This window comes from Shewanella sp. S23-S33 (genome assembly GCF_043359565.1).
Classification (GTDB): Bacteria; Pseudomonadota; Gammaproteobacteria; order Enterobacterales; family Shewanellaceae; genus Shewanella; species Shewanella oncorhynchi.
Genome location: NZ_JBHFFD010000019.1, coordinates 76754 through 103736, shown reverse-complemented (window position 1 = coordinate 103736; position 26983 = coordinate 76754). Strand labels below are relative to the sequence as shown.

The 26983-nt window shown below is 38.5% G+C and carries 21 protein-coding genes; 3 read left to right on the top strand and 18 right to left on the bottom strand.

What is annotated here, in order from left to right; translation table 11 throughout:
* Positions 1-41: 41 nt before the first annotated feature.
* From ACHA99_RS05470 to rfaH, 14 genes are all read right to left on the bottom strand, one after another.
* Positions 42-1982 (bottom strand): polysaccharide biosynthesis protein, encoded by a 1941-nt coding sequence (locus ACHA99_RS05470; protein WP_393941554.1) that lies wholly within the window; start codon positions 1980-1982, stop codon positions 42-44.
* 363 nt (positions 1983-2345) lie between these two features.
* Positions 2346-2894 carry a sugar transferase gene (locus ACHA99_RS05465; protein ID WP_393941552.1) on the bottom strand — a complete coding sequence of 183 codons (549 nt, stop codon included), beginning with the start codon at positions 2892-2894 and terminating at the stop codon, positions 2346-2348.
* Positions 2895-2899: 5 nt separating this feature from the next.
* Complete coding sequence (locus tag ACHA99_RS05460; RefSeq protein WP_393941550.1) at positions 2900-3820, bottom strand: NAD-dependent epimerase/dehydratase family protein; 921 nt, start codon at positions 3818-3820, stop codon at positions 2900-2902.
* A gap of 2 nt (positions 3821-3822) precedes the next feature.
* On the bottom strand, positions 3823-4584 hold the full coding sequence (locus ACHA99_RS05455) for a glycosyltransferase family 2 protein (RefSeq protein ID WP_393941548.1): 762 nt from the start codon (positions 4582-4584) through the stop codon (positions 3823-3825).
* Between the two features lie 560 nt (positions 4585-5144).
* Positions 5145-5945, bottom strand: a complete 801-nt coding sequence (locus ACHA99_RS05450; protein ID WP_393941546.1) for a glycosyltransferase family 2 protein — start codon at positions 5943-5945, stop codon at positions 5145-5147.
* 3 nt (positions 5946-5948) lie between these two features.
* Positions 5949-7127: an O-antigen ligase family protein gene (locus ACHA99_RS05445; protein ID WP_393941544.1), complete on the bottom strand. Its 1179-nt coding sequence runs from the start codon at positions 7125-7127 to the stop codon at positions 5949-5951.
* Positions 7128-7211: 84 nt separating this feature from the next.
* Positions 7212-8201 carry a glycosyltransferase family 2 protein gene (locus ACHA99_RS05440; protein WP_393941542.1) on the bottom strand — a complete coding sequence of 330 codons (990 nt, stop codon included), beginning with the start codon at positions 8199-8201 and terminating at the stop codon, positions 7212-7214.
* A gap of 16 nt (positions 8202-8217) precedes the next feature.
* Positions 8218-9333 (bottom strand): polysaccharide pyruvyl transferase family protein, encoded by a 1116-nt coding sequence (locus ACHA99_RS05435; RefSeq protein WP_393941540.1) that lies wholly within the window; start codon positions 9331-9333, stop codon positions 8218-8220.
* 89 nt (positions 9334-9422) lie between these two features.
* Positions 9423-11168, bottom strand: coding sequence for a thiamine pyrophosphate-binding protein (locus tag ACHA99_RS05430; RefSeq protein ID WP_393941538.1), 1746 nt, complete (start codon positions 11166-11168; stop codon positions 9423-9425).
* A gap of 18 nt (positions 11169-11186) precedes the next feature.
* Entirely contained in the window at positions 11187-12248 is a 1062-nt protein-coding gene (locus tag ACHA99_RS05425; RefSeq protein WP_393941536.1) for an NAD-dependent epimerase/dehydratase family protein, read from the bottom strand.
* A gap of 10 nt (positions 12249-12258) precedes the next feature.
* Positions 12259-13773, bottom strand: coding sequence for a lipopolysaccharide biosynthesis protein (locus ACHA99_RS05420; RefSeq protein WP_393941534.1), 1515 nt, complete (start codon positions 13771-13773; stop codon positions 12259-12261).
* 283 nt (positions 13774-14056) lie between these two features.
* Positions 14057-15046 (bottom strand): Wzz/FepE/Etk N-terminal domain-containing protein, encoded by a 990-nt coding sequence (locus ACHA99_RS05415; protein ID WP_393941532.1) that lies wholly within the window; start codon positions 15044-15046, stop codon positions 14057-14059.
* 149 nt (positions 15047-15195) lie between these two features.
* Positions 15196-17682 carry an SLBB domain-containing protein gene (locus ACHA99_RS05410; protein ID WP_393941530.1) on the bottom strand — a complete coding sequence of 829 codons (2487 nt, stop codon included), beginning with the start codon at positions 17680-17682 and terminating at the stop codon, positions 15196-15198.
* 1012 nt (positions 17683-18694) lie between these two features.
* Positions 18695-19201, bottom strand: a complete 507-nt coding sequence (rfaH, locus tag ACHA99_RS05405) for a transcription/translation regulatory transformer protein RfaH (RefSeq protein WP_393941528.1) — start codon at positions 19199-19201, stop codon at positions 18695-18697.
* 472 nt (positions 19202-19673) lie between these two features.
* Between rfaH and ACHA99_RS05400 the strand changes: the two genes are divergently transcribed.
* Complete coding sequence (locus tag ACHA99_RS05400; protein ID WP_263255105.1) at positions 19674-21179, top strand: peptide MFS transporter; 1506 nt, start codon at positions 19674-19676, stop codon at positions 21177-21179.
* A 118-nt stretch (positions 21180-21297) separates the two neighbouring features.
* Here ACHA99_RS05400 and ACHA99_RS05395 read toward each other — a convergent pair whose 3' ends face one another.
* Positions 21298-22401, bottom strand: a complete 1104-nt coding sequence (locus tag ACHA99_RS05395) for a response regulator (RefSeq protein WP_219253393.1) — start codon at positions 22399-22401, stop codon at positions 21298-21300.
* A 121-nt stretch (positions 22402-22522) separates the two neighbouring features.
* Entirely contained in the window at positions 22523-23308 is a 786-nt protein-coding gene (locus ACHA99_RS05390; protein ID WP_219233968.1) for a VacJ family lipoprotein, read from the bottom strand.
* A 219-nt stretch (positions 23309-23527) separates the two neighbouring features.
* Between ACHA99_RS05390 and ACHA99_RS05385 the strand changes: the two genes are divergently transcribed.
* The gene (locus ACHA99_RS05385) at positions 23528-25435 is read left to right on the top strand and encodes a hypothetical protein (RefSeq protein ID WP_393941525.1); all 1908 of its coding nucleotides are present in this window, start codon (positions 23528-23530) and stop codon (positions 25433-25435) included.
* A 61-nt stretch (positions 25436-25496) separates the two neighbouring features.
* Positions 25497-25805, top strand: coding sequence for an EscU/YscU/HrcU family type III secretion system export apparatus switch protein (locus tag ACHA99_RS05380; RefSeq protein ID WP_105251949.1), 309 nt, complete (start codon positions 25497-25499; stop codon positions 25803-25805).
* A 54-nt stretch (positions 25806-25859) separates the two neighbouring features.
* On the opposite strand, the gene ACHA99_RS05375 is transcribed toward ACHA99_RS05380, so the two are convergent.
* Together ACHA99_RS05375 and ACHA99_RS05370 are read right to left on the bottom strand one after the other, a co-directional pair.
* Positions 25860-26258 (bottom strand): DUF2802 domain-containing protein, encoded by a 399-nt coding sequence (locus ACHA99_RS05375; protein ID WP_028761168.1) that lies wholly within the window; start codon positions 26256-26258, stop codon positions 25860-25862.
* Positions 26259-26487: 229 nt separating this feature from the next.
* The gene (locus ACHA99_RS05370) at positions 26488-26982 is read right to left on the bottom strand and encodes a chemotaxis protein CheW (protein ID WP_006082380.1); all 495 of its coding nucleotides are present in this window, start codon (positions 26980-26982) and stop codon (positions 26488-26490) included.
* Between the last annotated feature and the right edge of the window lies 1 nt (position 26983).

The following is a 26983-nucleotide window of genomic DNA, read 5'->3' as shown; positions in this document are numbered from 1 at the left end:
AATCAAACCTGATTTGGCTTTTTAAAATAACTAGTAAGAAACTAAGAAACCAGAGTAACCACTTTAGCTTTAACAGCGCTAGGATTGGATGATTTCTTTTCTTGCCATACTAGATCACAAATTCCATCAGTTGGTGCAAAACCTGTTGGCGCAGCGAGTAAAATCTCTCGAATTGCCTCATGGTTAAATTCATGGCAAGCTTTGTCTAAACGATTAAGAATTTGCTCTAACTCAGACCAAGGTAAATATGTTTCGTTCGCAGTCATAATCCGCTCGTGGTCGGTTCCAGTCACATCATCACCGATCAGCAACTCTTCAAAAAGTTTTTCACCCGGACGCAAACCACTAAACTCAATGGCAATATCGCCATCAGGATTAGCTTCATCTTTTACCTCAAAACCGCTCAAACGAATCATTTTCGTAGCTAAATCAACAATTTTTACTGACTTTCCCATATCAAGCACGAATACATCTCCACCCTTACCCATAGCGCCAGCTTGAATGACCAGCTGTGAAGCTTCAGGGATAGTCATAAAGAAACGAGTAATTTTTGGATGGGTTACCGTGATCGGACCACCATTAGCGATTTGTTTGCGGAACAATGGCACTACCGATCCTGAAGAACCAAGCACATTACCAAAACGCACCATACAAAAGCGCGTTTGGTGCGACTCTTTCGATAACGCCTGTAATGCCAATTCAGCCATACGCTTAGTTGTGCCCATGATATTGGTGGGCCTTACTGCTTTATCGGTAGAAACTAAAACAAAAGTTTCTACTTTTGCTGCTATTGCCGCTCTGGCAGTATACAAAGTGCCAAATACGTTATTACGCACCCCTTCTACCACATTGTGCTCAACTAACGGCACGTGTTTGTAAGCTGCTGCATGGTAAACTGTTTGCACTTTAAAAGCCTGCATTACGGCCTGGACACGATTTTCGCGCTGCACAGAACCCATCATGGGTAAAATTTCAATATCAATTCCCAGATCATGAGCGGTTGCAGAAAGTTCCCGTTCAATGGAGTACAGTGCAAATTCAGATAACTCAAACAGTACTAATTTTTTAGGCGCCTGTTTTAAAATTTGTCGGCATAACTCAGAACCGATAGAACCACCGGCCCCCGTCACCATCACGACTTTATTTTTAATATTCGCAGTCAACAGATTCTCTCGTGGAGCAACAGAATCACGGCCGAGTAAATCTTCAATCTCAACCTCTTTAACATCACTAAATAATTTTTCACCACTCACTAAATCTGCCATAGCAGGCAAAGTCATGACTTTTACTGCCAAAGGTTCGAGTTGATGGATAATTTCTTGCCTACGTGAACGCGAAGCACTCGGAATTGCTAACAGTACGCGCGCAGTAGCTTTTTGTTTGAGCAATTTACGCAGCTCTTTAGGATTATGTACATGCAGACCTTGAATAACAGTACCTTGCAAAGTTTCATCATCATCAACAAAAGCAAAGGGATGGTACTCATGACTTTGCGCAAGTGCAATTGCAGTTTGCCTACCACTCACACCGGCACCATAGATCACCACAGGTTCACCAACCCGCTTCATACCTGATCCAACAAGCGAGCGCACCATCGCACGCGTCCCGCCAACAAAAACTAAGGCAAAAGCAGCGTAAATGATAGGCACAGTACGAGGTAACTGCGCCTCAGAATAATAGGCCACTATAACCAGACATATTGTTGAAGCAATAACACCAAACAATATTGCAGTAAGTGCTTGTAGTCCCATGTAACGTAATACGGCTCGATACAAACCTAACTTTGCAAAACCAACAATACTCAAGGGAACAACAACCATGAGTAATGCCCAATAGGCCCCATTAACAAGCACGCTGACATCGTCAAGACGCACCAATAATGCTGCCCAGAATGCAAAACAAAGGAAAACAGAATCAATAACAACGCTCACCATACGCTTGTGAGCACGCTTTAAACGGAATAAACCTTGCAAAAACTCCATTTTTCGCTCCAAATAAATAACATTCATAATTTAGCCAAAAAGTTTAGCTATAAGCCGCTAAAACTCTAACATGCGAGGATAGGAATTATAGCACCATGGGGCTTGAGTGGCACCGGTATTGAGCTGTGAGTGGAGAAGCCTGAGTCATTGGTAACAAGCAGAATCAATCAAAGCTTATCTCGACGGTGTGAGCTTATGCTGAATGTGTACCATTAATATAACTCAAACAACATTAAACGTAGTGAACTACAAACCGTACAAAGTCAATTTATCCAATTAACAATCATTATTAAAACGGACCAATTTGACATCAGCCCCCAATTACAATAAGTAGGACAATTTTGACCTGTTATCAGATTAGGCCTATTTAACGGCGTCACCTGAACCACTACCTGTCACAGTCATTAAGATATACTTAAAATAGCTTTTGATATTCAAAGTATTTATCATCTGTTTATCAGTCTCGGCTAACAGCTGTGGTGTTGACATATCAATATTTTGAACCTGAGCCAATCCCGTCACTCCTGGTAGTACGTCATAAACACCGAGAGCATCACGTTCAGCAATCAACTCTTCTTGATTAAAAAGGTTAGGACGGGGACCAACTAAACTCATTTCTCCTTTAAGTACATTTATGAGTTGCGGTAATTCGTCAATTTTAGTCTTTCGTAAAAAGCTACCCAGTTTTGTAATAGATGCATTACTGGCCAAATGACTAGCTACGGATTTCGTCTCCAAAGACATAGTACGGAACTTAATCAAATTGAACGGTTTTTTATGTTTACCGATACGAGTTTGGATAAATATCGGTGAGCCCGTATCAAACAAACCAATAATGGTTACGATTAATAATATTGGCCATAGAAATAACAAACCAAAAAATGCAGCTAAAAAATCAATTAAACGAATCATAAGCTTTATTTACCTGAATCACGTAGTGTAGCCATGGCTTGCTTCATTGTTAATGGCGGTGTCCAATCCAGTACTTCCTTTATATTGGAAGAGTCAACTTGTAAATTACCAAATAACTGCTCTACAACGGCAGATTTACCGATTAACTTACCCACCAATCTAATCAAGCTGACTGGTATTGGCAATTGAAACACCTTCTTACCTAACCCTTCGGCAATGGCGTTTGTAAAATGTTTGATAGAAACAGTTTCACCATCGGAGGCCAAAAAAATATGTCCAGCAGCATTTGGGTGAGTAGCACAAATCATCAGCAAATCAGCTAAATTCTGTACCGAAATAAAGTCACGTTTATTGGTAGCCAGACCGAAAGGTAGTATCGGAAATTTTTTTACTAACTTTGTGAGTATACCGAAATTACCAGGTGCATCTGGCCCATAGACTAAAGTGGGACGAATAATTACAACTTCAAGACCAGTTTCATATGCTAATTTATTCAAACAAGATTCCGCCTCACATTTTGACTGAGCATAAGCATTATGCGGTAGAACTTTAGCGGAAGGAGTAAATACCTCCAGATCAGTTGATGGCCCGTTAACGCCAATCGAGCTTACAAAAACAAAACGTTTCACCCCATGATAAGCAGCCTTGGATGCTAGCCTCATTGTACCACTGACATTAACACATCTAAAATCCTCGAGTTTTTTTTCTCTTTTATGAGATAATCCTGCTATGTGAATTACGCAATTGATATTATCGAAAGCCCCACTCCAGTCTGTATCATTATCAATACTATCAACGCTGAAAAAATCACTTGCTTCAGATATCATATTATCCCTAACAACACATCTGAATAAATCTTTTGAAAAGCGTTCAACTAAGTTATGACCAACAAACCCTGTAACACCTGTAACAAGTATTTTTGACACGATTAAACCTGACTTTTTTTATATTTAAAAAAAACAACATTAAAAAAATATTTGAAACAAAAAACAACGCTGCGCGTACATGTAAAGCCTTCCTGATTTCGATAAATGTTCCAAAAAAAAGGAATCATCCTAAATTTGGATGAACTCACTGACTCGGGTAGCAAATTATATTCAGCCAAATCAGATTGAACACCTAAAACTGAATTATTTTTCTTGAGTATTTTTAGCCATAATGCATAATCCTCATGGCCGCATTTCGGGAATCTAAGTTCTCCTAGGATGTCTTTGTGCAAAATCGCAGTAAGGCAACCTATAGTGTTATTTGTTAATAACATTCTATAATCAACATTTAACGGAGGCATCAAGTATTTAATAACTTTACCTTCACTTAAAATGCTATAACCAGTGCAAGAAAAATAAGATTTTGATTCCAACATTAAATTGACTTGAACGTTTAACTTATTTACTCGCCAACAATCGTCTGAATCTAGAAAAGCAATATACTGCCCCATTGAATTATCAATACCTACATTTCTTGGTAAAGCTGGTGAACCAGAATTTTCTGGAAGTACAATCACTCGAATTCGAGGATCATCAATTTTCCTTACAAGTTCGATAGTATCATCAGTAGAACAGTCATCAACTACAATTAACTCCCAACTGGAGTAAGTTTGGCTTATTACACTTTGTATAGATCTAACTATAGTTTTTCTTACGTTATAAGCTGGCATAATTACGCTAACTAAAGGTTCATTCTTCACCATTATTACATTTTACCTTAAACAAAAATAATTAAGAATTAATATCGATAACACTATAATAAACTGGGCGAGATCGTGGGCATATTTTTAACACATACATATGATTTTATAGGCACCTCATACTATGAACTTATGCACTTTTTTGAGTGCAATAACTTCATGACAATCAGTGCTTTCTCTCAGCACTTTCCAAACATCAAGACCCAAGCAAACAACCAAAGTAGGCTTGCGTAGTGCGTCAGAAACACTACGGTAAAAAGGATAAATTGTTGAGTGAATATATTTATGTGTTACTTATATAAACTGGAAATTCAATGCAGTAAACTAATAAATATTGTACCATCGAGCATTAACTCGCAACTTAATATGATAAAGCACCCAAGCAAATTTCAAACTTAATGCTCAGTTTATTTTTAACCAGCAATAGTTAAATACTAACATAATCAGCTTTATTGACTATAAGAAAAATTAAATTATTCCCACGTGTTTTTGCGAGTTTAATAATAAAAATATTAGTGAAAGTAGAATTAAATGAAAGCTTACTATATAGATAAAAATTTTGTTTAAGATGTTCTAGGTTTGTCTTCTATCAAGCTACTAAGTGCATTATATATAAAATCTTTACCATAACCTGCACGCCAAGCTATCGGCCACTTTTTGATTACAAACAAAATATAGAGGAAAGGCCCAATCTCATTATAAACCCGATTAAACATAGCTGCTTTAGCCATTGTTTTTTGCTTTGTTGTAAAAAAATCATCACCTGATGTAATAGGAGGGTGAGTACAAATTTCTATAGGATAACGTTTTGCTTTTAAACCAGACTTTAAACAATCAGCAAGAAAAATCATTTCCTCACCCGAAGGATAGATAGCACCTAAGCCGAAATCCTCATCGAATTTAATTTTAAAATTCAATATTGAGTGTCTTTTAAAACAAAGATCTATGGATGATGGGTTTGCAATATTAAATAGATTATGTATATAAGCAGTTTTATTTTTTAAGGTGGTTTTACCATTGGTATATTTATGATAATAAGTAATGATATCTATGTCAGCATCTTGTTTAATCTTTTCTACCAATTCATATATTGCTTCAATTGAAAATTCTACATCATCATCCATTATCAACACATAATCACCTGTTGAGTTGGCAATTGCTGCATTTCTGCTTACAGATAATCCTTTTTCTACTAATGGTACATAAATAACATCAGGACGTGTAACTAGTGATTTAACAAATTCATCTGATGCATGATCTGGTTCCTGATGAACTATTACATACTGAATTTTTTCAATTGGTAATAAATTCAAACTTTCTATACGATTTGATATTGTGGAGATTGCAATAGTCAACTGTAACATAGTCTATCCATTTAAGTGTAAGCAGTTTGCTTGTCTTTGATATTTAGCAGTAAAAACCAATATGAAAAATATAAAAACTGAATTTATATACATAGACAACGTATTTAGCATAATAAAAAACAAAATAAAAGCCGGCATCAAAAAGAATATTTCAGGCATTAATTTAATGGATTTTTTTATTTTTAAAAATAAAAAAAACAGAATAATCACAAATAAAATAAAACCAAACAACCCAAATTCAACAGCTATCTCAACTAACGTATTATGAGCAAATTTAGCCTCACCACTAAAACGTTCATAACGTTCACGAAAGGTAAATGCACCAGAACCAAGGAAAGGCCTTTCATAAAAAAAATTTAATGCAGCAGACCATAAATCAAAGCGCCCTGCACCATTTTCTATGCCAGCCATTCGTTTTTCAAGAATTAAGTTCAAATAATTGCTATTTAGAAGATAGTATAAAACCAAAGCAAGAGTAAAGAAGGAGAAAAAATACAATAGTTTTTTTGAAATACTTACTCTAGAGTAAAAAAAATAAAAAATTAAGCCACACATTAAACTAAAAAGACCACTTCTTGATAATGTAAGAACTGATAAGACAAAAGCAATTCCTGCCAATTTATATTTAAACCTACTTATTAAATATATAGAAAAAAATGATAAGCATAAGGCTGCGAAATTAGGGTCCATGGTTACACCCGTTAACCTGGGTATACCCTTTTCAATAAAAACCCCATAATATGTTTGGTGTTCAACCAGAGAAGGTAACCTTGTAATTCCTATTAAGTAAAAAAACAAACAAAATATAATAAAAAGAGACGCAACCCTATCCAACACAAAGAAAATATCATTAAAAACAAGTAATTTTCTTGATGTAATCAATAATAAAAAAAACACAAAAACACCAAGCGCAAACCTAAATGTGAGTTCTAGATTTATTGAATAAACAAAGGATGAAATGCAAAAAAAATAAAATATAAATAAAGCTGCATCTAATCTATCAAATGAAAACCTAACCTTTTTCAAAAATAAAATAAATATTGTAATTGGCAGTAGAGCAATTGCAGGAGTTAAAGAAAATCCAACATCTATTTTTAATTTATTTGCTATAAGAAAAAAAAATATAAAAACTGTATAATACAACAAAATTTTATGCGACAACCAATTGTTTTTTTTTAACATTTAATTCTCATACCTATTATTTAAAGACATTTGCTATACATAAAATTAAGCTTTCAGCTAAGAAGCATTACACTTCTACAATCATTACCTTACCAATTTAATTAACGTTCTAGATAATAAAACTAGCCTACATAAAGGCAATAATCTTAAAGTGTATAATAAGTAACAAATTTTTAAAGTTGTAAGCTTTGATTTTAAAATATACGGATGAGTTTCAGGATAAATTTCGAATGCTTTAATTACTAGAAATTTCTCTATATGAGATGAAATTATGTGTAAAGACTTGGTATTCATTTTTAAATTTAAAATTTCTTCATGCAGTTCTTCACATGCATAATTGCGCATCAAAAATAACTCTACAAAATCCACAGTTTTAACTAAGTCAGCCAAGGCTTTTGATGAGTAATTCTGTGTTAAAGCATTTACATTAGACCTGTTATAGTGATAAAGAGGACTACAAATTGACTTTACTTTTTTTGAATAGAAAAAAACCATAAAACTTACAATGAAATCCTCCCCCATATCTAATCCAGCTTGGAAACATATATTATTATCTTTCATAAGTTTTTGAGAAACCATTTTATTCCAGTTAGAGTTAGATATACCTCCACAGAATAATTTTTTTACTCCATCTAAGCCACTTTTTATGTCTGCTTGATTAACTAATAATTGTTTATTATCGAACTCTTCAAAATAATCACATACCACCACATCGGCATTTTCTTCCATTGCCTTAGTGTACATCACTTGTAGCCAATTGAGTTCAGCCCAATCGTCACTGTCTAGATGAATAACATACTCACCAGTAGCGAGTTCCAAGCCCTGCGCACGAGTGGCGGCTACACCTCTGTTTTGACGGCTCATTAGGATTACCTGCGACTCACGCTCAGGGTAGCGTGCGATCACCTTTTTAATGAGATTAAAAGAATTATCCTTAGAGCCATCGTCGATGATAATAAATTGCACATCATCTAGAGTTTGTTCCATCAAGCTAACGATTGCCCGTTCGACATATAGCTCAGTGTTATATACCGGTACAATTACGGAAACTTTTGGAGCGGGATTAAGTGGCATGTTGTCATTCATCTTATTATTTAGCTTTTAATGCTTGGTTTAAAAACGTCCTAGCATATTGCTGTTTTTCAGCTTTTAGCTGGTTCACTTTTGCAAAATCAATCGGTTGGTTAATAAGCTCGGCGCTTAACTCTTCAGGACTAAAAATCAATCTTTGCTCTAGGCCAAACATTTTTAACACAGAAGTAAAACGTGCTAAACCTCGATCATAATTACCGATAGCAATAAAAGGCTTATTGAAAATAATAGAAAAAACTACACCGTGAAAAGAGTCGGTGACCACATATTCTGCATCCATAAAGCCACGCAGCCACTGTGTCACTGGCGGATAAATTCCATTTTGCTCAGGCATCACGGTAAAAGGCTTTAATCCACACTCGCTCGCTACAAGCTGAATAATCTGTTGCTTTTCTCGTGCGCTATCGAGCACATATACCATCATATTGCCATTATTTGTTGGGATATTATCTTGTACCACCAAATCGCAATAGATTTCTTTATTTAATAGCAGGGTAGGGTCAATTACATGCTCTGCAATGGCGCCAAAATGCAGCTTACACAAATCAACAGCACTATCTTCACGCACACCAATGGCATCAAAACGCTGCAATAATGGCGCATATTCGGCCAACTGTTCAGCACTAAACTCATTACAATTATCGACTCCGAACGATGCAGCATAAGCGACGCGTTTTGCTTTATCCTCATTGCTCAGAAATGATAAAAAGAAGGCCGACATACCAGGAGAATAAGCAGGCCGCCATACCTGATCACTTCCGACTATATAAGCGTCAAATCCATATTGGCTGATATAAGTAAATTCAGCGACAGAGTAAATTCCTTGTGTTGTGCGAACATGTTCAGCAGTAAAGCGGTTCGTGTGTTGACCAATGACACGTTTTTGTTCATCTGTTATGGAGAAAATGCTTTTTAGAGGCCTACATAGCACATATTTACGAATTGCATTACCTATAATGGATTTAATACCAAAATAGCGTTGCTTGTGGTTCCATACAAAATCTACAGTTAGTACATCGTGACCTTGATTTTTTAAGTAATGTTGCAGCGCAAATGCTTGTAGCAAACCGCCGTAGTTATTGTGAAGTGGCTGAGTAAGAATAGCGATTTTCATTAAATATTTGCCGTTTAAGTACTTTCTATAAAAATTAATAAATTACCGCACGCAACATACTATTAATAGTGCAGCTCTGCTTTAACTCTTTAACTCTTTAGTAATTTTTTCAAAAGTCGAATACCACGTTGGCCAAGCACTTGCTTAGTAATTTGTTTAGCTTTGCTGGATTTGCTTTGCTCGATGCTATGCATCATGGCCAATGCATCACTTTCATCTTGACTGTTAGTGAATACCTCGAACACTATTGGTTTATTAGTGGGTTGTGCACTAACAAATTGCTGATATACCTTCTCAAACTCATCTTTGTTTTTAGCGCTTATATACTCAAAACCAAGATTTTCAGCATAATTTTTAACTAACGTAGGTGATTGATTGCCATAATGCCCTGCTGCTGCGACAAACTCATCAGCCGCATCACCAAAATATGATGCATGATGGTTATATTGCCTAAACTCAGTTCCTTTGCCATTATTCACCATCAAGATACGCAGATTGTTACCTACATGGCGATTACCAATAACATTCATATCATAGAAAAAGGCTAAATCACCCAAAATGGTAAAATATAGGCGTTCAGGGTTAACTAACGAAGCACCTATAATGGTCGAAAGAATACCATCGATACCAAAACCGCCAACATTAGATGCGGATGTCACACTCGGAGGTAGATCAAAAAAGTTCCAAGTACGTAAACTATTCAGAATACCAAAATGAATGACGGAATTATCTGGCAGTTTATGCGCAATTTGAAACGCCAACCAGATGTTAGAAAATGGTAAATCAGGAACTTTACTGCGCACTTGACCCAATATCTTTTGGCAATCGGCTAGATAATTGTTGGTAACGGGTGTGGCAGAGTTTTTTTGTGCATAATGGCTAAAAAAGACATGTTCAGGCATTTCAAAAACATTTGTAAGCCGACGGAAAGTATCACGAATTTCACCATCTTCACTCACACGCCAAACTTGCTTCCCTACCAAAGACAAAAGCGGATAATCGCCTGTTATTTCGCCAATATGCACTAATATATCCGGTCTAAAAGCATTGAGCAGTAGCAATTCTTGAGCCGCAACTAACGAAAACTGTACACGGAATTTGCCATGATAACCACTAGTGTGGTCACAAAAAACTACAGCATTATAAGTAGTACAAAATGTCTCTAGCGCTTCAATTTCATGTGTCTGCCAAGTTTTATGTGAGCCAACTAAAACGGCAACCTTACCTTGTAACGCTGGTAACTCAACATGGCTTGTATATCGGCGCATCAATCTCGGGTTAGGTAATTCTTGTGTGGTAAAAGGAAGCGTATAAGTTGTTGGTAAATTAATATGCACAGGGCCACCGCCATGGCGGACCAGCTCTAATATAGCAGTGTTTACTTTTACTTCACAGTCCCAATAATCATCATCATCCTTCACGACAGGTAAGGCTACACTGTGTTTAGCTACATCTTTTTGAATGACACTTCGATCGATCACTTGCGCAACATGATGCCCTACTTTAGAAAAAGTCTGCATTGATGTAATAGCTAAAATAGGCAATTTACGATAAAACGCCTCTGTTAAACCAGGTAGATAATTACGCGATGCCGTAGCGCCAGTACAGCTGATTACCACTGGTTCACCAGTTTCAGCGGCAATACCACAAGCCATATACGCAGCAGAGCGCTCATCAACTGAAGAATAAATAGTAAAAAAAGAATCATTTTGAATGCTACCTATAAAAGCGCAGTTTGTAGTTCCGGGTGAGGCTATAACCTTTTTAATGTTATTTGCCTTTAGGAGAGCTATCAATATAAGAACATTTTTTTCAGTTGTGTATAAACATTTCATTGTAAGACCTTATTCTGACTATATAGATAGATATCGGCTCAAAAGATATCTTATCTTCTGCTTAAAGGTAGTAATTTCATTTAATGAGGTAACTATACCGCAAGCTTTATCTTTCTGTGCTTCAGCATGCCAGTTAATACATTTGAATTTGGGTTCAAATAAAAAATCATTTAAACATTGTCGTAAACTAATTGTGACATCAGCGAAATCCATTACGTTAACAAATTCATTTATTTTTGTGTTATCAAACTTTCTATCAAAAAGACGGTCATATTTTATTTGATATGTCGCGGAGTGACATTTATAAAATTCACTCATATCTTGCAGCACAACTTCCGGCCGACGACCAAGATGTTTTTCTAACACATCGAGATATATATTTAATATATCAGACCAAAGTAATGATTGATTCGAAGTAATATGGAATGCCTCTGTTAAGGCTTGTTTTTTACCTATTACAGCACAGATCCCTGTTGCAACATCAAATCCGTAGGTTAGTGTCGTTAACTTATCCATCATTTCTTTAGCAAAGACAATTGGCCTCCCTTGGATTGCACGATATAACCAGTCCTCTTTTTCAAGCACACCTAGCTGTAGGCGTTCATCACTAAACGTGATGTAGGGACGAATAACCGTCCAATTTTTATATTTTGAACCTAGCAAAGCATCTTCTTGCCTTGCTTTAGTTAAAGCGTATTCATCAGTAGCTAGATACTCATGATCAGTTGTTAAATCTAATAACCTTGGTTGTGATTCTTTAATTGATACGAGTGACGAAGAGTAAACACGTGCGGAACTTAAAAAAACATATTGTTTTGTTGCCGAAAGTAGCAAATCTAGACGTTGTTTAAGTGCAGTTGTGTTATAAACCATAAAATCAACAATCACATCCCACGATTGCGCTAGCACTGGTTTAATAAATTCCAAGTCCTGCGCGTCACCTTTAAGAAATGTAATATTTTTGTTATTTCGCCGTTCGCCACGTGAAGTCACCACTATTTGATTATTTTTATCCTCACTTAATATTTTAATCAAGTGCAACCCCATAGCACCAGTTCCGCCGAGTAAAAGAATCTTCATCAATTTCTCATTATCTTTTTAGTTTGCTTACAATCATATTTTTTACTTTTTCTCGCCAAGCTCGGTTTAAGCCTAAATAGTACATAGCAATAGATGAGCTAATTACGGAAAACAGCATGGTGACAATTGAAAATAAATAACCGCTAGGCAGGCTATTTTTTATTGACAAACTTACAGCAAGCGATATACAGATTACTGCCAGAACAGGCATAACCACCACACGTAGAAACTTATAGATAGACAATCCGACAAGCCAGCTTACGATAAATAAACGCACAGCAAACATTAATATATTAGCAACTATAGCAGTTATGAAGACACTGCTAGCAGGATAACCATTAACAAGAAATATCCATGAAACAATAAAGATACCAACTTGGATAGTACCCAAGGTTAACTCATACATTTTCATATTACCAGGGGCCCTAGCAGCACTGATAATAGGAAGACTAATCGAAATAATCAAAGCCTCAACCAAAGCAAGTTGAGTAAATAAAACTGCGTTTTCTGGTGGCGTTGATAACCAAAGAGTCAGCACTGCCTCCATTTCAATAAACATCGGCAATGTGAATATCCACATTAAAAAAAATGTTAGCTTGGACCCATTGAAAATCAGATCATACATTTCATCTTTTTCATTCGCCGCATAGGCTTTGATTATTGGAGGGTAAAGCCCAGTATTAAAGGCATTGGAAAACATATTCACTTGCGAAGCAACCGTATTAGCAATCGCCCTTGCTGCTACAACTGCAGGATTAAAATATTGGTTCAGTAATATAGTTACTGCCTGATTTCGCGCCACTGTAGTAAGTTGACCGAACAATGACCAACCAGTAAAACCGTAAATTTCTCTAAGCAGTTTACCATCCCAATGTATTTTTCTTATCTGGCACTCAGGGTATTTATTGAAACAGATAGAAACATAAACACCCATATTAACCAGAGAAACCAAGAGCATCAATAAACCATATAACTCTAGTTTATCCCAAGGCAAATATATCAAAATCACTGTTATAGCTAACTTTAACAACACTTCCACAATCGAGGCATAAGCATATATGTGCATGTCTTCATGTGCGATAATAATTGCAATGAAAGGTGAAGTATAAATACCAGCAATGAATGTGAACACTGCATATTGATAAATAGTATATGCAACGTCAACTCGAGAGGACGGCAAATTAAGATAATCTTTAACAAACCAAGCACCCGCGCTTTCTAATAAGATAAGCGCGATTAATGCAATTAATCCATACAATACCAAATTGACGCTAAAGGTTTGAAACAACTTTTTATTATCTGCCTGCCCCAATGCGAAAGAAAAAAACCGTTGTGTAGCGGATGCAAGTGCGCTGGGTAAAAATGAACATAATGCAACCAAACCAGCGACTACGTTATAAACACCGTAATCATCAACCCCTAAAACATTTAAAACAACTCTAACCGTATATAAACTAACAAAAAGTATTAACAACTGCCGAATGTATAATGCGATGGTATTTTTTACAATCTTCTTATTCTTCATTACCCTCAATTCTCATAGGTCAATGTTACTAATTTTTAAATAACATTATTCATTAATTATTACCAAAAAATTGGTAAACGTAACCATTTTAACGGTCAATGAAAGGGAAAAACGCAAATTTTTTTGCTTTTCATCTCAGTCATTCACAGCCATCTGAGACGTATTTATCCATTTCTAGACAGCCGATCTCATTAAAGAAAGGGTTATCTCATTGTAATTTTTTGATTTGAGGCTTTTTGCTTAAACAGTCCCAATAGGCATTCAAAAAAGGTAAAAGCAGGCTCTAGGCTCTAGGCTCTAGGCTCTGCTCTTTTCTCATGAAATGCCTAATTAACACAAACATTATACCGAGCATCCCACCCAACATAGTGCCTAATATGCAAATCAATGCGCGTTTAGGTTTTGCCTTTTCTTCAGGTACTAGTGCTGGATCTATGGTTTTAAACACATATTCATCTCTTACTTCAGCGAACATAATGGTCTTAGCTTGTTCTTCCACCAACTTATAGAGAATCGCTTTAATATCGGCGACATTAGTTAGGGTAATTTGTCTATTTAAAAATTCACTGCTACGATTAGCCTCGGCAACATCACGCACTTTCATGACTTTATTAATATCTTCAATTAACCAAGTAACCCATTGTTTTGCAACGCTTGGAGATACATGCTCAACCGCTAGAGTGACCATTCCAGTTTCTTTATCCGTATTAATAGATAATATCTTACTGAACACTTTATAAGCTTCTTGCATTGAAGGTTCAGGCTTAATTGGTAGTTCGACATCACGTACCCAAGTATTGGTTGCTTCTATGTAATCGTCTTCATCGTAGATAAGTTTATCAGCTTCCCTATTCCATTTTTTGGCAGCCATTAAGTCGGAGAGAATATTATGCTTTTGAACAAAATCACTAGTAAATTGGCGAGATTTTAATACCTCAATGGCAAGCTGGGTTTTATCTGTGCCACCCTTAGCACCTAAATTAACACCAGCAAGACTAGCTAAGCCACCAAATTGAGAGGCTAAGGCACTTAACCCACCACCTTGCTCTTCTGCTGCAGGGGCCAGTAATGCCTCAGACTTATAGATATTCGGTTGCATTATCGCAAACACCACAGAACCAATGGCGAATACTGCCGTAATAACAATGATTAACCATTTACCTTGCCAAATAACCGAAAAAAGTTCACGAAGATCAATTTCGTCATCTTGCACTTGAGGAAATCTTGCGTCGGATTGGTATGTGTTTGGATTTTGAGTAATTTGTGTGTTCATTTTTTGAGGTTCTAGGTCCTAGATCCTAGATGCTAGGCCCTAGGAAAGCTTAAAGATATTTAAAGAAGGTTCGAGAAAATAAAAGGTGCTAGGGCCAAGTGCGTGCTTGTGTCCTAGCAGTTGCGGAGCAACACCCTCGAACTTTGCTTCTAAAGTCCTGAGATTACAGACACTGCAACAGCAGTATTGTAGATAATGCCAGTGACTTGACTCCAAAGCGTTAAGTTGTCTTTATATTCAGTATCTAATGGTACAACTATGGTATCGCCTGGTTCCATGGCACTACCACCACTAAACCACATCGAAGATTCGGGCATTTGAACTGAGCCATCAGCCCTTAAAATATATGAGCGTGATTCATCGGCACGTTTACGTGCGCCACCAGATAATGCTAAATATTGGTCGAATGTTAAACCTTGTTTATATCTATGTGTGCTTGGGTGCTGTACTTGGCCCATGACTGACACGGTTTGATTAGTCGCAGGAATATACAACGCATCCTCATCTTCAAGCATAAGGTTAGCACTATCAATACCCAGTTGAATTGCATTGATATCAACAACTAATCGACCGACAGTTTTAACATTTTCAAGCTGATTTAACATCAGCTGCGCATCGTTATAGCCAATAGTTGGTGTATCTTTTGTCAACGCTTTAGCAGCAATTTCACGGCGTAATTCATCAGCAAGTTTTGATAACTCAAGCTGCTCTTTATCTTTTACTGACTTTCGTAAAAATACAGCACTGCGAGGAGCTGCATCGCTCGTCAAACCACCTGCGCGAGATATTACATCTTTCAAGCTTTCGCTACGCTGAATACTGTAAGTACCGGGAAACTTAACTTCACCCTTGATAGTCACCCAGCGAGTCTCCTGCCAATCAGGAAGCGTGCGAACGGTTAAGATGTCACGGCTTTGAAGTATAACGTTTGCAGTTGGTACATTTTGCATGACCTGATCTAAGCTCAACTGCATATGTTCAACCGATACACCGTTTTGCTCAGAAACATTTTGACGAGTCAATTCAGCCGAAAGTGTGTAGGCACCTTCTTCTAAACCACCAGCCGCGATGAGTAATTCTTTAACATCGCCATTAATAGTAATGGGGTATTGCCCAGGAAAACGCACATTTCCATTGATGCTGACTAACTTAGCGGCATCGCCGAAACGACTCTGCTCTCTCAGTTTTTTAACTATAGGTTTTAATAACTCTTCACGGTCTGCGTAATCAAAAACAATGATTGAATCACGCGGATTTAGCTTAGGATTATAATGTGATTTAGGTTCTGCTATCGCTCGTCCAAGCGCAATACGCTCCACTTGAATATCACCGCGTTGATTTATTTCACGGACAAGTAAAGAATAATCCAAATCAGCGGATATGGTTAGATCCCCCCAAACTGAAGGGAGTAAATCGGCAACAGTTAAACCTTTAGTCCATTGATATTTGCCAGGACGAACAACAGCACCAGCCAGAGTAATCGCATTATCAATACGGCTAGAGGCAGATCTTACATTTAAGAGGTCGCCATTTTTGACTAAAGTATTTAGTCCTAAATTTTCTGTTAAATCAACACTCACTACAGTTTTAACTGATTCATTACTGTAACGTTCAACTGTACTTGCTTTTGGATATGCGCCCGGATTTAGACCACTAGCCATGCGAATAACATCAGCCATGGTTTCATTATTTTTAAGTTCATATATAGCAGGACGACGAACTTCACCAATCACGCTAACTGAACCACCTGATGATGGAATAAAAACCACATCACCTGATTGTAAGCGAATATCACCTGATGCATCACCACGCAGAAGTAAATCATAGAGATCTAGGCGACCTACGGTTTTACCTGCTCGTTTAATTTGTATGTCACGCAAGCTACCAATTTGATTCACACCACCAGAAATAAATAATGCTTGAGTGATCGTCGATAAACTAGAAACAGTGTAGGAACCTGGTTGAAAAGCATCACCAGCAACAAAGATACGAATTGACCGTAATTCGCCCATTGTGATATTTGACTCGATGCCAATCATACTTTGGCTAATTTTTTGCTGTAACAATTCGCGTACTTCTGAAAAACTCAAACCAACAAGCGATATTGGCCCTAAACCCGGAAATTGAATTGCTCCATCACGACCAACGGTTAGCGTGTACTGGTTATTCTCTTTACCAAACAACTGAACATTTAAGCTATCACCGGGACCAATCATATACTCAGCAGGCACTGGCACATCGCTAACTGGTGCAAAAGTGCTTGGCGAACCCGCAAAGAGATCGTAACCAAAACGCTTTAATTGATTTTCTTTTTTGTCTTCAATAGCTTCAATCTTGTCCACCGATTTAGTGGCCTGATTTAGCTGGTCATTATCAGACTGGTCAACTACATCATTATTGGCAGCACGTGGAGTCACCACAGTTGGATTTTCAACTACTGTTTGAGCAGCTGAACCACCAGTGATCATCGAAGGGTCAACGCCATATTGACGTGCTAGCCTTTCTTGTTCTGACTTAGGTAAAGCTTTGAACTGCTCGATCATCTGTGGAGATGGCGTAATGGCATTAGCCTGCGCGCCCATCAAAATCGCGGCACTTATGCCTAGTATGATGAATTTTTTGACTTGTCGTAGCACCAGATATCTCCGTTTATAAAAATGAGTCAAAGCTTATTATTGGATTTTTAGAGGTAAAACCTGAGTTTTACATTCAAACACTCGGCAATCAAACGCCATTTAGAGTGTACAAAAAACTAACGATTCTTTGGGGTAAATGTTGGATTGTTTACATTATCAAGCAGCTACGGCTAATCGTATCATGGCTGAATAAAGGTAAAATTGGACATATTAATGGCTATTGAGGCTCCCTGCATGACCATTTAATGAAGTTAATGAAGAAACTGTTTTTCGATAAATATACCCATATATACCTGCCAGTTCGGTATCCGTACCTCTCGTTCGAGAGATCAACCTGCGGTTTCTCACCTTTCAGACACGCTACCGATCCGCGTGGCGGCCCGAGGCCTTCGGCGTCCGCTTAACGAATGGAACTTTTCATTCGATGCCTTTCAGACACGCTACCGCCCATAGATTGCGGCTTCTATATTGCCCTTCGCGACGCGAAAACTCATATTTTTCATGTAATAAAACCTCATCATTCTTTATAAAAAGAATTACAAGGCTCCAATCCATTTGAATTTCTAGCGAGTGATATCACCACTCTTGTGGGAAAAACACGCCAAATTATTAATTAGAACAAGACTATCGCAGCCTAAACCCAATAGTCACCTAAACGTTAATGCAGGCCTTAAGCAGCTAAGTTTGCGCATCAACTAAAGATTCATTTTTAACAACATACCAATGACGTTAAGAAGAATAAACGACAATCTTAAAGTCTGGTTACATAAGTTTACTTCAAACCCGAAAGCTTGACTTGTTAATTAACAAGCAATTGCAAGTCTATGTTTCAAATTTTAGAGATAAATTAAAATCTTAATGATTTGAATTTTGTAAAAATCCATAAAAACCTTATTATTTAATAACTTAACAAAACGCTATCCATCTCTGGCAAAAAACCTTAATAATAAGAATAGTCAATTTCCTACAAATATTTCATCTTAATTCTTACAATGAAACTTGTGTCAATTAGTTAACTACAAACTCTTTCAACCGTTTGCTCAGGTACAGTAACCGTCTTTATCTGCCCCATAATGTTAAAAAGAACATGGCAACGTTTATTTGGGCATTTTTCTTGAAAAATGCCTTCGAGATCAACAAAGGGTCCATCTGTAAAACGAATTTTTTCCCCCGTTTTTAGCTCTAATTCTTCGGCTAATACTGTTTGGGAAGGCGTTAGTTCTTTCATGCGAATGGCATGGATAATTCTGTCGTAAATGGGCGTCATTTTCTCTTGACAATTAACGATTCGATTCACACCACGAGTAGAATGGACCTGCCTGACACTTGTCTGGCTTGGGTCAAAATTGATGAATAAATAATTTGGAAATAGTGGTACACGACAAACTTGTTTGCGCCCGCGCTGAGATTTCTCTTCAGAGACCATAGGCAAATACGTCTCTAAATTTTGAAGTGCTAAGTTTTGTTGTGCTCTCGCTTCACTACGAGGTTTACAATACAAAAGGTACCATGCCTTCATAAGCTAATCTCACTACCCTATAAATAAGTGATGTCCATTCACGGGTCGCAATCATAGCAAAGATGCTCAAGTCGGTGGAAGTAATTTTTCGACTATTCCAGTCTCTCGCTCGGTATGCATACAATGACGCTCACATTAACTAATTCATAATTAAAATCACAACACTATACTGCTGATAATGTCACCACTTAGCTTACCAAAATTGACTTTGGTTGCTTTTAAGGGGTATATAAGGTGGGATTTTAGCGAAAATACTCATTTTACTGCTAAATACATTACTTTTATTATAAGAACGTAACAATAACCCATACGTAACTAGCGGTTATTCAACAATTAATGAATGCTATAGCGCGAATTAATGGTTGATTAAACCTGCAGGCGATATTGGGACGAGCAACAACCATTTTTCTGTGGTGACATCATCCTGTTTCAGGGGCCCACAGGCAATCACGAGCTTAAGGTGGAAGACTTCATGAGCGTAGCAAAACCACAAGGAACGATGCTTGGGCATCCCAAGGGATTGTTCCTGCTGTTTACAACAGAACTTTGGGAACGATTTAGTTATTATGCAATGCGTGCCATTTTGGTGCTGTATTTAGTTGATCAGGTGGGTAAACAAGGCGGTGGCGGCTTAGGATTTAGCCAAGCTGACGCTTTATCCTTATATGGTACTTTTACTGCGTTAGTGTATTTAACGCCGCTGATTGGTGGTTGGTTAGCTGATAATTTTCTGGGACAGCGCAAAGCCATTTATTTTGGTGGTGCGTTAATGGCGGCTGGCCAATTTATGCTAGCTGCGCCTCATGCTTGGTTTTCAGGTATTGAAACGACAATTTTTTATATCGGTTTAGGTACCCTCATTCTGGGTAATGGTTTGTTTAAGCCGAACATTTCCACTATGGTGGGCGATCTCTACGAGGAAGGTGATCACCGTCGCGATGGTGCATTTACTATTTTCTATATGGGAATCAATTTAGGTGCGGCATTATCCGGCTTTATTGTTGCTTGGGCTTATACTAGCTTTGGCCACACTGAAATGGTTAATGGCCAAGAGGTTTTTGTTAATAACTGGCAGGCAGGTTTCTTCTGTGCTGGTATTGGTATGCTGCTATCGCTGGTGATTCAATTTTTATTTGCTCAAAAACTGTTAGGTAACATTGGTACCGTGCCAGCGGCCAAGCTGGAACGTGAACGCCAGGCTAAGCTAGGCAATACCCGTAAAGAACCACTTACTAAAATTGAGCGTGATCGTCTCAAGGTGATTATGGTGCTGGGTTTGTTCACGATTATTTTCTGGGCGGGCTTTGAACAAGCGGGCGGGTTAATGAACTTATTTACCAATGAGTTTACTGACCGTTACATAGGTACTTGGGAAGTGCCCACGACTTATTTCCAATCGCTAAACGCTATTTTTATTGTGTTATTTGCCCCTGTAATTGCTTCTATCTGGATCCGTTTAGGTAAAAATGAACCTAACTCGCCAGTGAAATTTGCCTTAGGTTTGTTCTTATTGGCGATTGGCTTCTTGTTCATGATTGGCGCTGTGGTTGAGATGGGTAGCGATCCTACAGCTAAATCAAGCATGTGGTGGTTAGTGGGTGCTTATTTCTTCCATACTATGGGTGAATTATGTTTGTCACCTATTGGCTTGTCTATGGTGACTAAGCTTGCTCCACTGCGTATTGCCTCTTTGATGATGGGCGCTTGGTTCCTGTTTATTGCGATGGCGAACAAGGTTGCAGGGGTCGTAGGCTCTTTGATTGGTCACGGTGGTGGCAAAGAGGAACAACTTGCTAATGCTATGTCAATTTTTGCTGGTATCGCGATTACAGCGGCTCTGTCTGGCGTGATCCTGTATTTTATGGCTGACAAATTAGTCGATTGGATGCATGGCGCAGAAACCAAGCATCATACTGAAGCTGAAGCCTTAGAAAGCGAAATTGCAGTGACGGCTGAACATGAAGCGATAAAACGTTAATTATCCTGTTCAACTGTTTTTGACTGTTAAAACAAAACGCCTTACTCGCAAGAGTAAGGCGTTTTTGTTAAGTCAGCTATTCGGTTATATACTCAATTTCGCCAAAGCGTCAAAAAAACTAAAGGCTTAACTGTAGAAAACCACCTGCGGGTAGCGTTGCATCATAGACTAAGCCCTTAAACTTGTTATCAAGTAAAGCTTGTTTATGCTCAGGCTCACTTGTCGCAATACATAACTGTTCTTGCGGTAAAATACTGCGGAACTGAATGCTCGGTTTACCCCAATCTAACACGCCAAGCTGCAGGCTCTCAGACAGTGCTAACGGGCTTAATCCCTCGTCATTACGCAGATAACAACGCAGCCCCTTACCCGCCTGTGCAATAGCAGCACGGTACTTAGTTAGCTCAATAGCAACGTAAATCATATCGGCTTTAATATCGAGACCAGATTTCACTAAACGCTCGTTCAAATAGCTCATCATGTTAAAGGGCTCAATAATGCTCTGACTCTGACCATTTCTAAAATCTTTGAGCTTCTGATTAACAAAACTTCTCAGCAGAACGCAGGCAAACGCGGCTCGATTATCCTCAGGATACAAATGGGCCATGTACATAATCAGGTGATCACTGCCAACCATAGTTGAATCAATGAAATAACTGCTTATATCGCTATTTTTATAAAGGCTATAGTCAACCTTGGCTGCCGGATAACTAATATTTGAAGCGGGAAAGAGTTGTTGCTGAACTTGTTTTGCCGCAGCAACACTTTGCTCAAGCAATGCTAGATTATCACTTAATTCTTGGTGGGATAGCGCGTCAAAATCTGCGGCTTGAGTATCATCAATGTAGGAACTATGAAGGCTTTGTTTAATGGCTTGTTCAATAATAAATAAATCAGATACTGGCTTAACGAGATAATCACTTGCGCCAATGCGTAATGCTTCTACGACGTCAGCCATGACATTATTCCCCGAGATCACGATAGAAGGCACTAAAGGCGCTAACCTTGTCATTTCCTTAAGCATATCGAGCCCTCCGAGCTTAGGCATACTCAAGTCTGCAAGAACAATATCGAAGCGCTGCGATTTAAAAACTGACAATCCTTGTTCACCATCACAGGCTTGTGTAACTTGCGCACCTCTGCTATCGAGAAAGCTTGCAACAATCTGCCTAAACACGGGGTCATCTTCAACTAAAAGAACCGCAACACCATTTAACGCCATAAAGGTTCCCGAATAAAGTTCATCGCATAGCCATTACTCAAGTGAATATGCCAATAACAAAATTTAACAAGGCTAGCATTTGATGACTAAAGACAAATGCTGTCAAGTACGGCCAATAGGGTTACTCAAGCTCCTGCATATACTGATCGAGCAACTCATCATCATCTTGCTTTTGAGGGACATTACCATCATAGACTTTATAGTCCATGTGCTGTAAATATGCATCTTTGACAAAGGCATAAGGATCGAGTGCATTATCAACAAGTCGCTCTTGATCGATTGCTGATGCTCTAGAATGAAGGTTTTTAAGTCCCCATTTAACAATGGATTGCCACATTGTTAACTCAGACAATGGGAAGTATAGACCATCAACCCAATCAGACGCGAGTTCTCGCACAACATAAGGCCCCGCAAATGGCGCCATGAAGTAAGGTCCATTAGGCACCCCATAATAACCCAGCACTTCATTAAACTCATCTTGCTTGCGGCTCATACCCATCATGTCAGCAACATCAATGACACCTAATAAGCCGACAGTAGAATTGATTGTAAAGCGTCCACCGGCATTAGCTGCCCAGCCCCACTTACCCTGCAGCACGTTGTTTACTAAGCTGCTAGGTTCCTCTAAATTCTGCACAAAGTTATTGATACCTGTTTTAGCAGGCGTAGGAATATAATCGTTATAACCATGGGCTACAGGACGATATAAATATCTATCTAGGTAGAGATAGTTGAAGTCCCACATAGCTCGGTTAAAGCCTTCGAACGGATCGCGGGGATCATCATAGGTAATTTGTACCTTAGCAGGTGTTTCCTGCTGAATGGTATCTGGTAGGGATACTTCAGCCGATTGCACTTTAGGCAACAGCATTAACCCCAAAGATAATCCCATCCATTTTAACTTCATATCGCTCTCTTAATATAAATGTACAGTTTAGACATCAAATTTTCGCTAAAGTGACAATACAAAAATGACGATATAAAGATAATTCGTCTTAGTGGCATACTATCCAGTATGACAGTTCCTTTGTCACAAGGCGCATAAGCATACTTGGCAAAAAAAATTGGTCAATTGTTAATTTTACTAAACGAATGTATCGCAGGATAAACTATATAAGGTCATTAAATGGAGTCGATTCCACTTGTCAGCAGTCAAAATTCGCAGTTACACACTGCGATGGCCCACACTGATGCCCTCAATGCTACTCCACGCCCTATTCCGGCTCAGGTGCAAACATCACCTGAGGGAGATAGTATTATTCTAAACGGTACAGAATATAATTTAAAGCTAGTTAATGCTCAACAGCGGCAAATATTGTTGACTGCTAATAGCTTTTTAGTCACGCCCAATGCGCAGAACAGCTCAACTCCAACTACGATAGTGCAAAACTCAACTAGCCAACTGCTTGCATTAGCTACACCTCTCGTACTGAAAATTCCTGAGGCAGTGAGCAATCTGGCGCAACAAAATGGCATCTCTCAGACGCAGCTTTCAACGCTCGCGGCTCGCACACAGGGCTATCCATTACCCAACGTCACTATAGTTAACAAGGAGTTTCAATTTGCTAATGGTACCGTTGTAGCACAAGATCCTGGACCCCAGCTGAATCAAGGTGAATTCATCGCGAAAATAGCCTTTCAACAAGGGCGCCCTATTTTATTACTCACCCCAATACAGAGCAAACTCGAAATCATAATTGGGACGCCAGTAAATGAAACTCAGGTTCCCACAAATAAACCATCTTCTGATCTTGTGATCGCGAAAATTGAACCAGCCCAGATCATTGCGTCCTTTCTAAAAAAACTCGAAAATATCAACTTTCTACCTGAGCCCACAAAACAAATTGTCACGGCCAAAGTCGATATAATGCAGCTTCAAAGTAAAGTAGATGTTCCATCAGCGCCTACTGCGACTGGCTCACAGAATATCTCTAACGCGCAAGTCATAACGTCAACAACTAAGGACCTAGGTCAGATCAGCACCCAAAACTCAGCCCTTGAAAATCGGCTTGTGGGTCAATCACCAACATCACAAATGGGTGAAAACGTAAATAGCAAAAACGGATTATCTCAAGGCTCAAAAACGTCACAAGAAATCCTAAGTGTTAGTCCTACAGACATAAACAAACTTAATAATATTTTAGGATCCAGCAGCCAAAAGAGTGAACAACAAGACAATGATGCTAAGACTGACACTTCGGTAAAAGTGGCTGATGTCTTACAAAAAGCGTTCAATAAAGCGGGGGCACTTCCTATTGAGTTATCTCGTTCTAATAGCAGCTCGAATTTAGCATCTGAGTTATTGAAACACCTACCGCATTTAGGGCTACCACCACTGAGCCAATTGAATGATATCGATGAGCTCAAAGCCAATATTCTCGGTCTAGCGAGTCTAAATCTTGCTACGCCTCAATCAAATCAAGCCTCTATGCTCATGAATGGGAGTGCAATTACCTCACTTTTTCAGCTGCTACTTGGCTTTAAAGCCAATAACAATTCGAATTCCATGAGCAAAAAGCTTGCCGACTACCTTGAGCAGTTACAAGCTAAAGTGGGCTTCTCCACTAAACTACTTGGGCAACTGAGCAAAGCAGGAGGCCTTGATAGCATGGGACTATTAGCCTCTAACCTGCATTTATACCAACAGGCAAGTAATGAGAGCGCTGGCAATTTGGTGTGGTTCTTTGCCCTTCCCTATGGCATTAACCAACGACAGGAGCAACTGGAAGGGAAATTTGAGCAAGAAGCCGATCCTGATGACCCAGATAAAAAAATGGGATGGCGTTTACAACTGAAGTTTAATCTAGCACAAGGACCTCTGCTGATTTCAGCCCAAAACCACAATCAACAATTAGATATCCAGTTTAAAGGCAATAGTCAGATACTACTTAATAAGGTTAATAACTTTTTAACGCCCTTAAGCCAAAAACTATCACAACTGGGTTTTACGCCTGGAGAACTATCAACTCAAATAGCGCAAGTACCAGCAACCTTATTACCTGGAGATCATTTCCTCGTAAAGACAAAAGCTTAATGAGTGACAATGTTCCAACACTAATATTGAGTTCATTATACAAAACATTGGAAATAACGATATGAATGAAGAGAGTGAACCGAAACAAGCTGTCGCACTGAGCTACGATGGCCGTAACGCTCCTAAAATAGTCGCGACTGGTGAAGGGCTTATCGCAGAAGAAATTATTGCCTTAGCTAAGGCTAACGGCGTTTATATCCATCAAGATCCCCATCTGAGCCATTTTTTGCAATTGCTAGAGTTAGGAGAGGAAATTCCCAAGGAGCTTTACCTGCTTATCGCCGAACTGATTGCATTTGTGTATATGCTCGACGGTAAATTTCCTGAGCAATGGAATAATATGCATAAAAAAATTGTCGAGAAAGCATAAAATAAAAAAAGCTAATTCAGAAAAATTAGCTTTTAGTGTTCAATTGGCTACTGATTACTTACGATGCAGACGGATCAACAGCTCGGCTTCAGCTTTAGGTAATTCGCATTCCTTAATCAATTCGTCGACGCCAGCACCAAGCGCGACCATCTTCATGGCTCGAGTATAAAGTTTTGCCTGTGGATCCTGTTGAGTCGTCTCTTCAATCCGTTCAGACTGTTGCAATATGCGTTTCTCTAATTCAATAACACGACGGCCTACACCGATTGTGCCACTGCGTAATTCTTGCAATTCGCGTTTAAAAGACTCTCGCTGCCGATCGCCCTCTTTAACTAACACAGTCAATGCCTCAACTTTGCTTCTTAATTTACTCAATTGCTTTTGTAAAAAGAGTACTAACCCTAAGCATGCGATGACATAGACTAACGCTGCGATCAAAAATTCATCGCCCATCAAAAATCCTTATACTCACTCAAAGCCATAGATTTGGAGCTGGCTTACAATTGAGTTATCTATTCCAAAGTGCTCACTTAACGTCACCAATATAATTGGCCATTGTTCAAGCTATGATAAAAAGACTTCGTCTACCCATAAATCGTAAATACTCAACATCATCGATTTATTCGCAAATAAACAAAATGGCTGAATGAATTCTAATCATTCAGCCTTATCACACCATTGATTAGATCTGAGTCAACTCGGCCCATTCTTCGTCGGACAATAATTTGTCGAGATCAACTAAGATAAGTAATTCATTGTCGCGATTGCTCACGCCTTGAATAAACTTAGCACTCTCTTCCGTTCCAACATTAGGCGCATTGTCAATTTCAGAGCGGCGTAAATAAACCACTTCTGCAACACTATCAACTAAGATACCAATGACCTGCTTTTCAGCTTCGATGATAACGATTCGGGTTGAATCATCAACTTCAGCAGACTGCAATCCAAAACGTGAGCGGGTATCAATTACAGTGACAACATTACCACGCAAGTTAATGATGCCTAGTACATAATAGGGGGCACCGGGTACAGGAGCTATTTCAGTATAACGCAGCACTTCCTGCACTTGCATTACGTTGATACCGTAAGTTTCATGATCCAACTTAAAGGTAACCCATTGTAATACTGCATCATCTTTACTTGCAGCGACTGCTGCTACATTTCTTGTATCTTTCATG

Excerpts from the sequence above, each read along its gene's own strand:
- ACHA99_RS05465 (WP_393941552.1), bottom strand. The coding sequence starts at position 2,894 with ATGATTCGTTTAATTGATTTTTTAGCTGCATTTTTTGGTTTGTTATTT.
- ACHA99_RS05440 (WP_393941542.1), bottom strand. The coding sequence starts at position 8,201 with ATGCCACTTAATCCCGCTCCAAAAGTTTCCGTAATTGTACCGGTATAT.
- rfaH (WP_393941528.1), bottom strand. The coding sequence starts at position 19,201 with ATGAAGGCATGGTACCTTTTGTATTGTAAACCTCGTAGTGAAGCGAGA.
- ACHA99_RS05400 (WP_263255105.1), top strand. The coding sequence starts at position 19,674 with ATGAGCGTAGCAAAACCACAAGGAACGATGCTTGGGCATCCCAAGGGA.
- ACHA99_RS05380 (WP_105251949.1), top strand. The coding sequence starts at position 25,497 with ATGAATGAAGAGAGTGAACCGAAACAAGCTGTCGCACTGAGCTACGAT.
- ACHA99_RS05430 (WP_393941538.1), bottom strand. The coding sequence starts at position 11,168 with ATGAAATGTTTATACACAACTGAAAAAAATGTTCTTATATTGATAGCT.
- ACHA99_RS05470 (WP_393941554.1), bottom strand. The coding sequence starts at position 1,982 with ATGGAGTTTTTGCAAGGTTTATTCCGTTTAAAGCGTGCTCACAAGCGT.
- ACHA99_RS05445 (WP_393941544.1), bottom strand. The coding sequence starts at position 7,127 with ATGTTAAAAAAAAACAATTGGTTGTCGCATAAAATTTTGTTGTATTAT.
- ACHA99_RS05455 (WP_393941548.1), bottom strand. The coding sequence starts at position 4,584 with ATGGTGAAGAATGAACCTTTAGTTAGCGTAATTATGCCAGCTTATAAC.
- ACHA99_RS05390 (WP_219233968.1), bottom strand. The coding sequence starts at position 23,308 with ATGAAGTTAAAATGGATGGGATTATCTTTGGGGTTAATGCTGTTGCCT.
- ACHA99_RS05450 (WP_393941546.1), bottom strand. The coding sequence starts at position 5,945 with ATGTTACAGTTGACTATTGCAATCTCCACAATATCAAATCGTATAGAA.
- ACHA99_RS05415 (WP_393941532.1), bottom strand. The coding sequence starts at position 15,046 with ATGAACACACAAATTACTCAAAATCCAAACACATACCAATCCGACGCA.
- ACHA99_RS05425 (WP_393941536.1), bottom strand. The coding sequence starts at position 12,248 with ATGAAGATTCTTTTACTCGGCGGAACTGGTGCTATGGGGTTGCACTTG.
- ACHA99_RS05375 (WP_028761168.1), bottom strand. The coding sequence starts at position 26,258 with ATGGGCGATGAATTTTTGATCGCAGCGTTAGTCTATGTCATCGCATGC.
- ACHA99_RS05370 (WP_006082380.1), bottom strand. The coding sequence starts at position 26,982 with ATGAAAGATACAAGAAATGTAGCAGCAGTCGCTGCAAGTAAAGATGAT.
- ACHA99_RS05435 (WP_393941540.1), bottom strand. The coding sequence starts at position 9,333 with ATGAAAATCGCTATTCTTACTCAGCCACTTCACAATAACTACGGCGGT.
- ACHA99_RS05420 (WP_393941534.1), bottom strand. The coding sequence starts at position 13,773 with ATGAAGAATAAGAAGATTGTAAAAAATACCATCGCATTATACATTCGG.
- ACHA99_RS05385 (WP_393941525.1), top strand. The coding sequence starts at position 23,528 with ATGGAGTCGATTCCACTTGTCAGCAGTCAAAATTCGCAGTTACACACT.
- ACHA99_RS05395 (WP_219253393.1), bottom strand. The coding sequence starts at position 22,401 with ATGGCGTTAAATGGTGTTGCGGTTCTTTTAGTTGAAGATGACCCCGTG.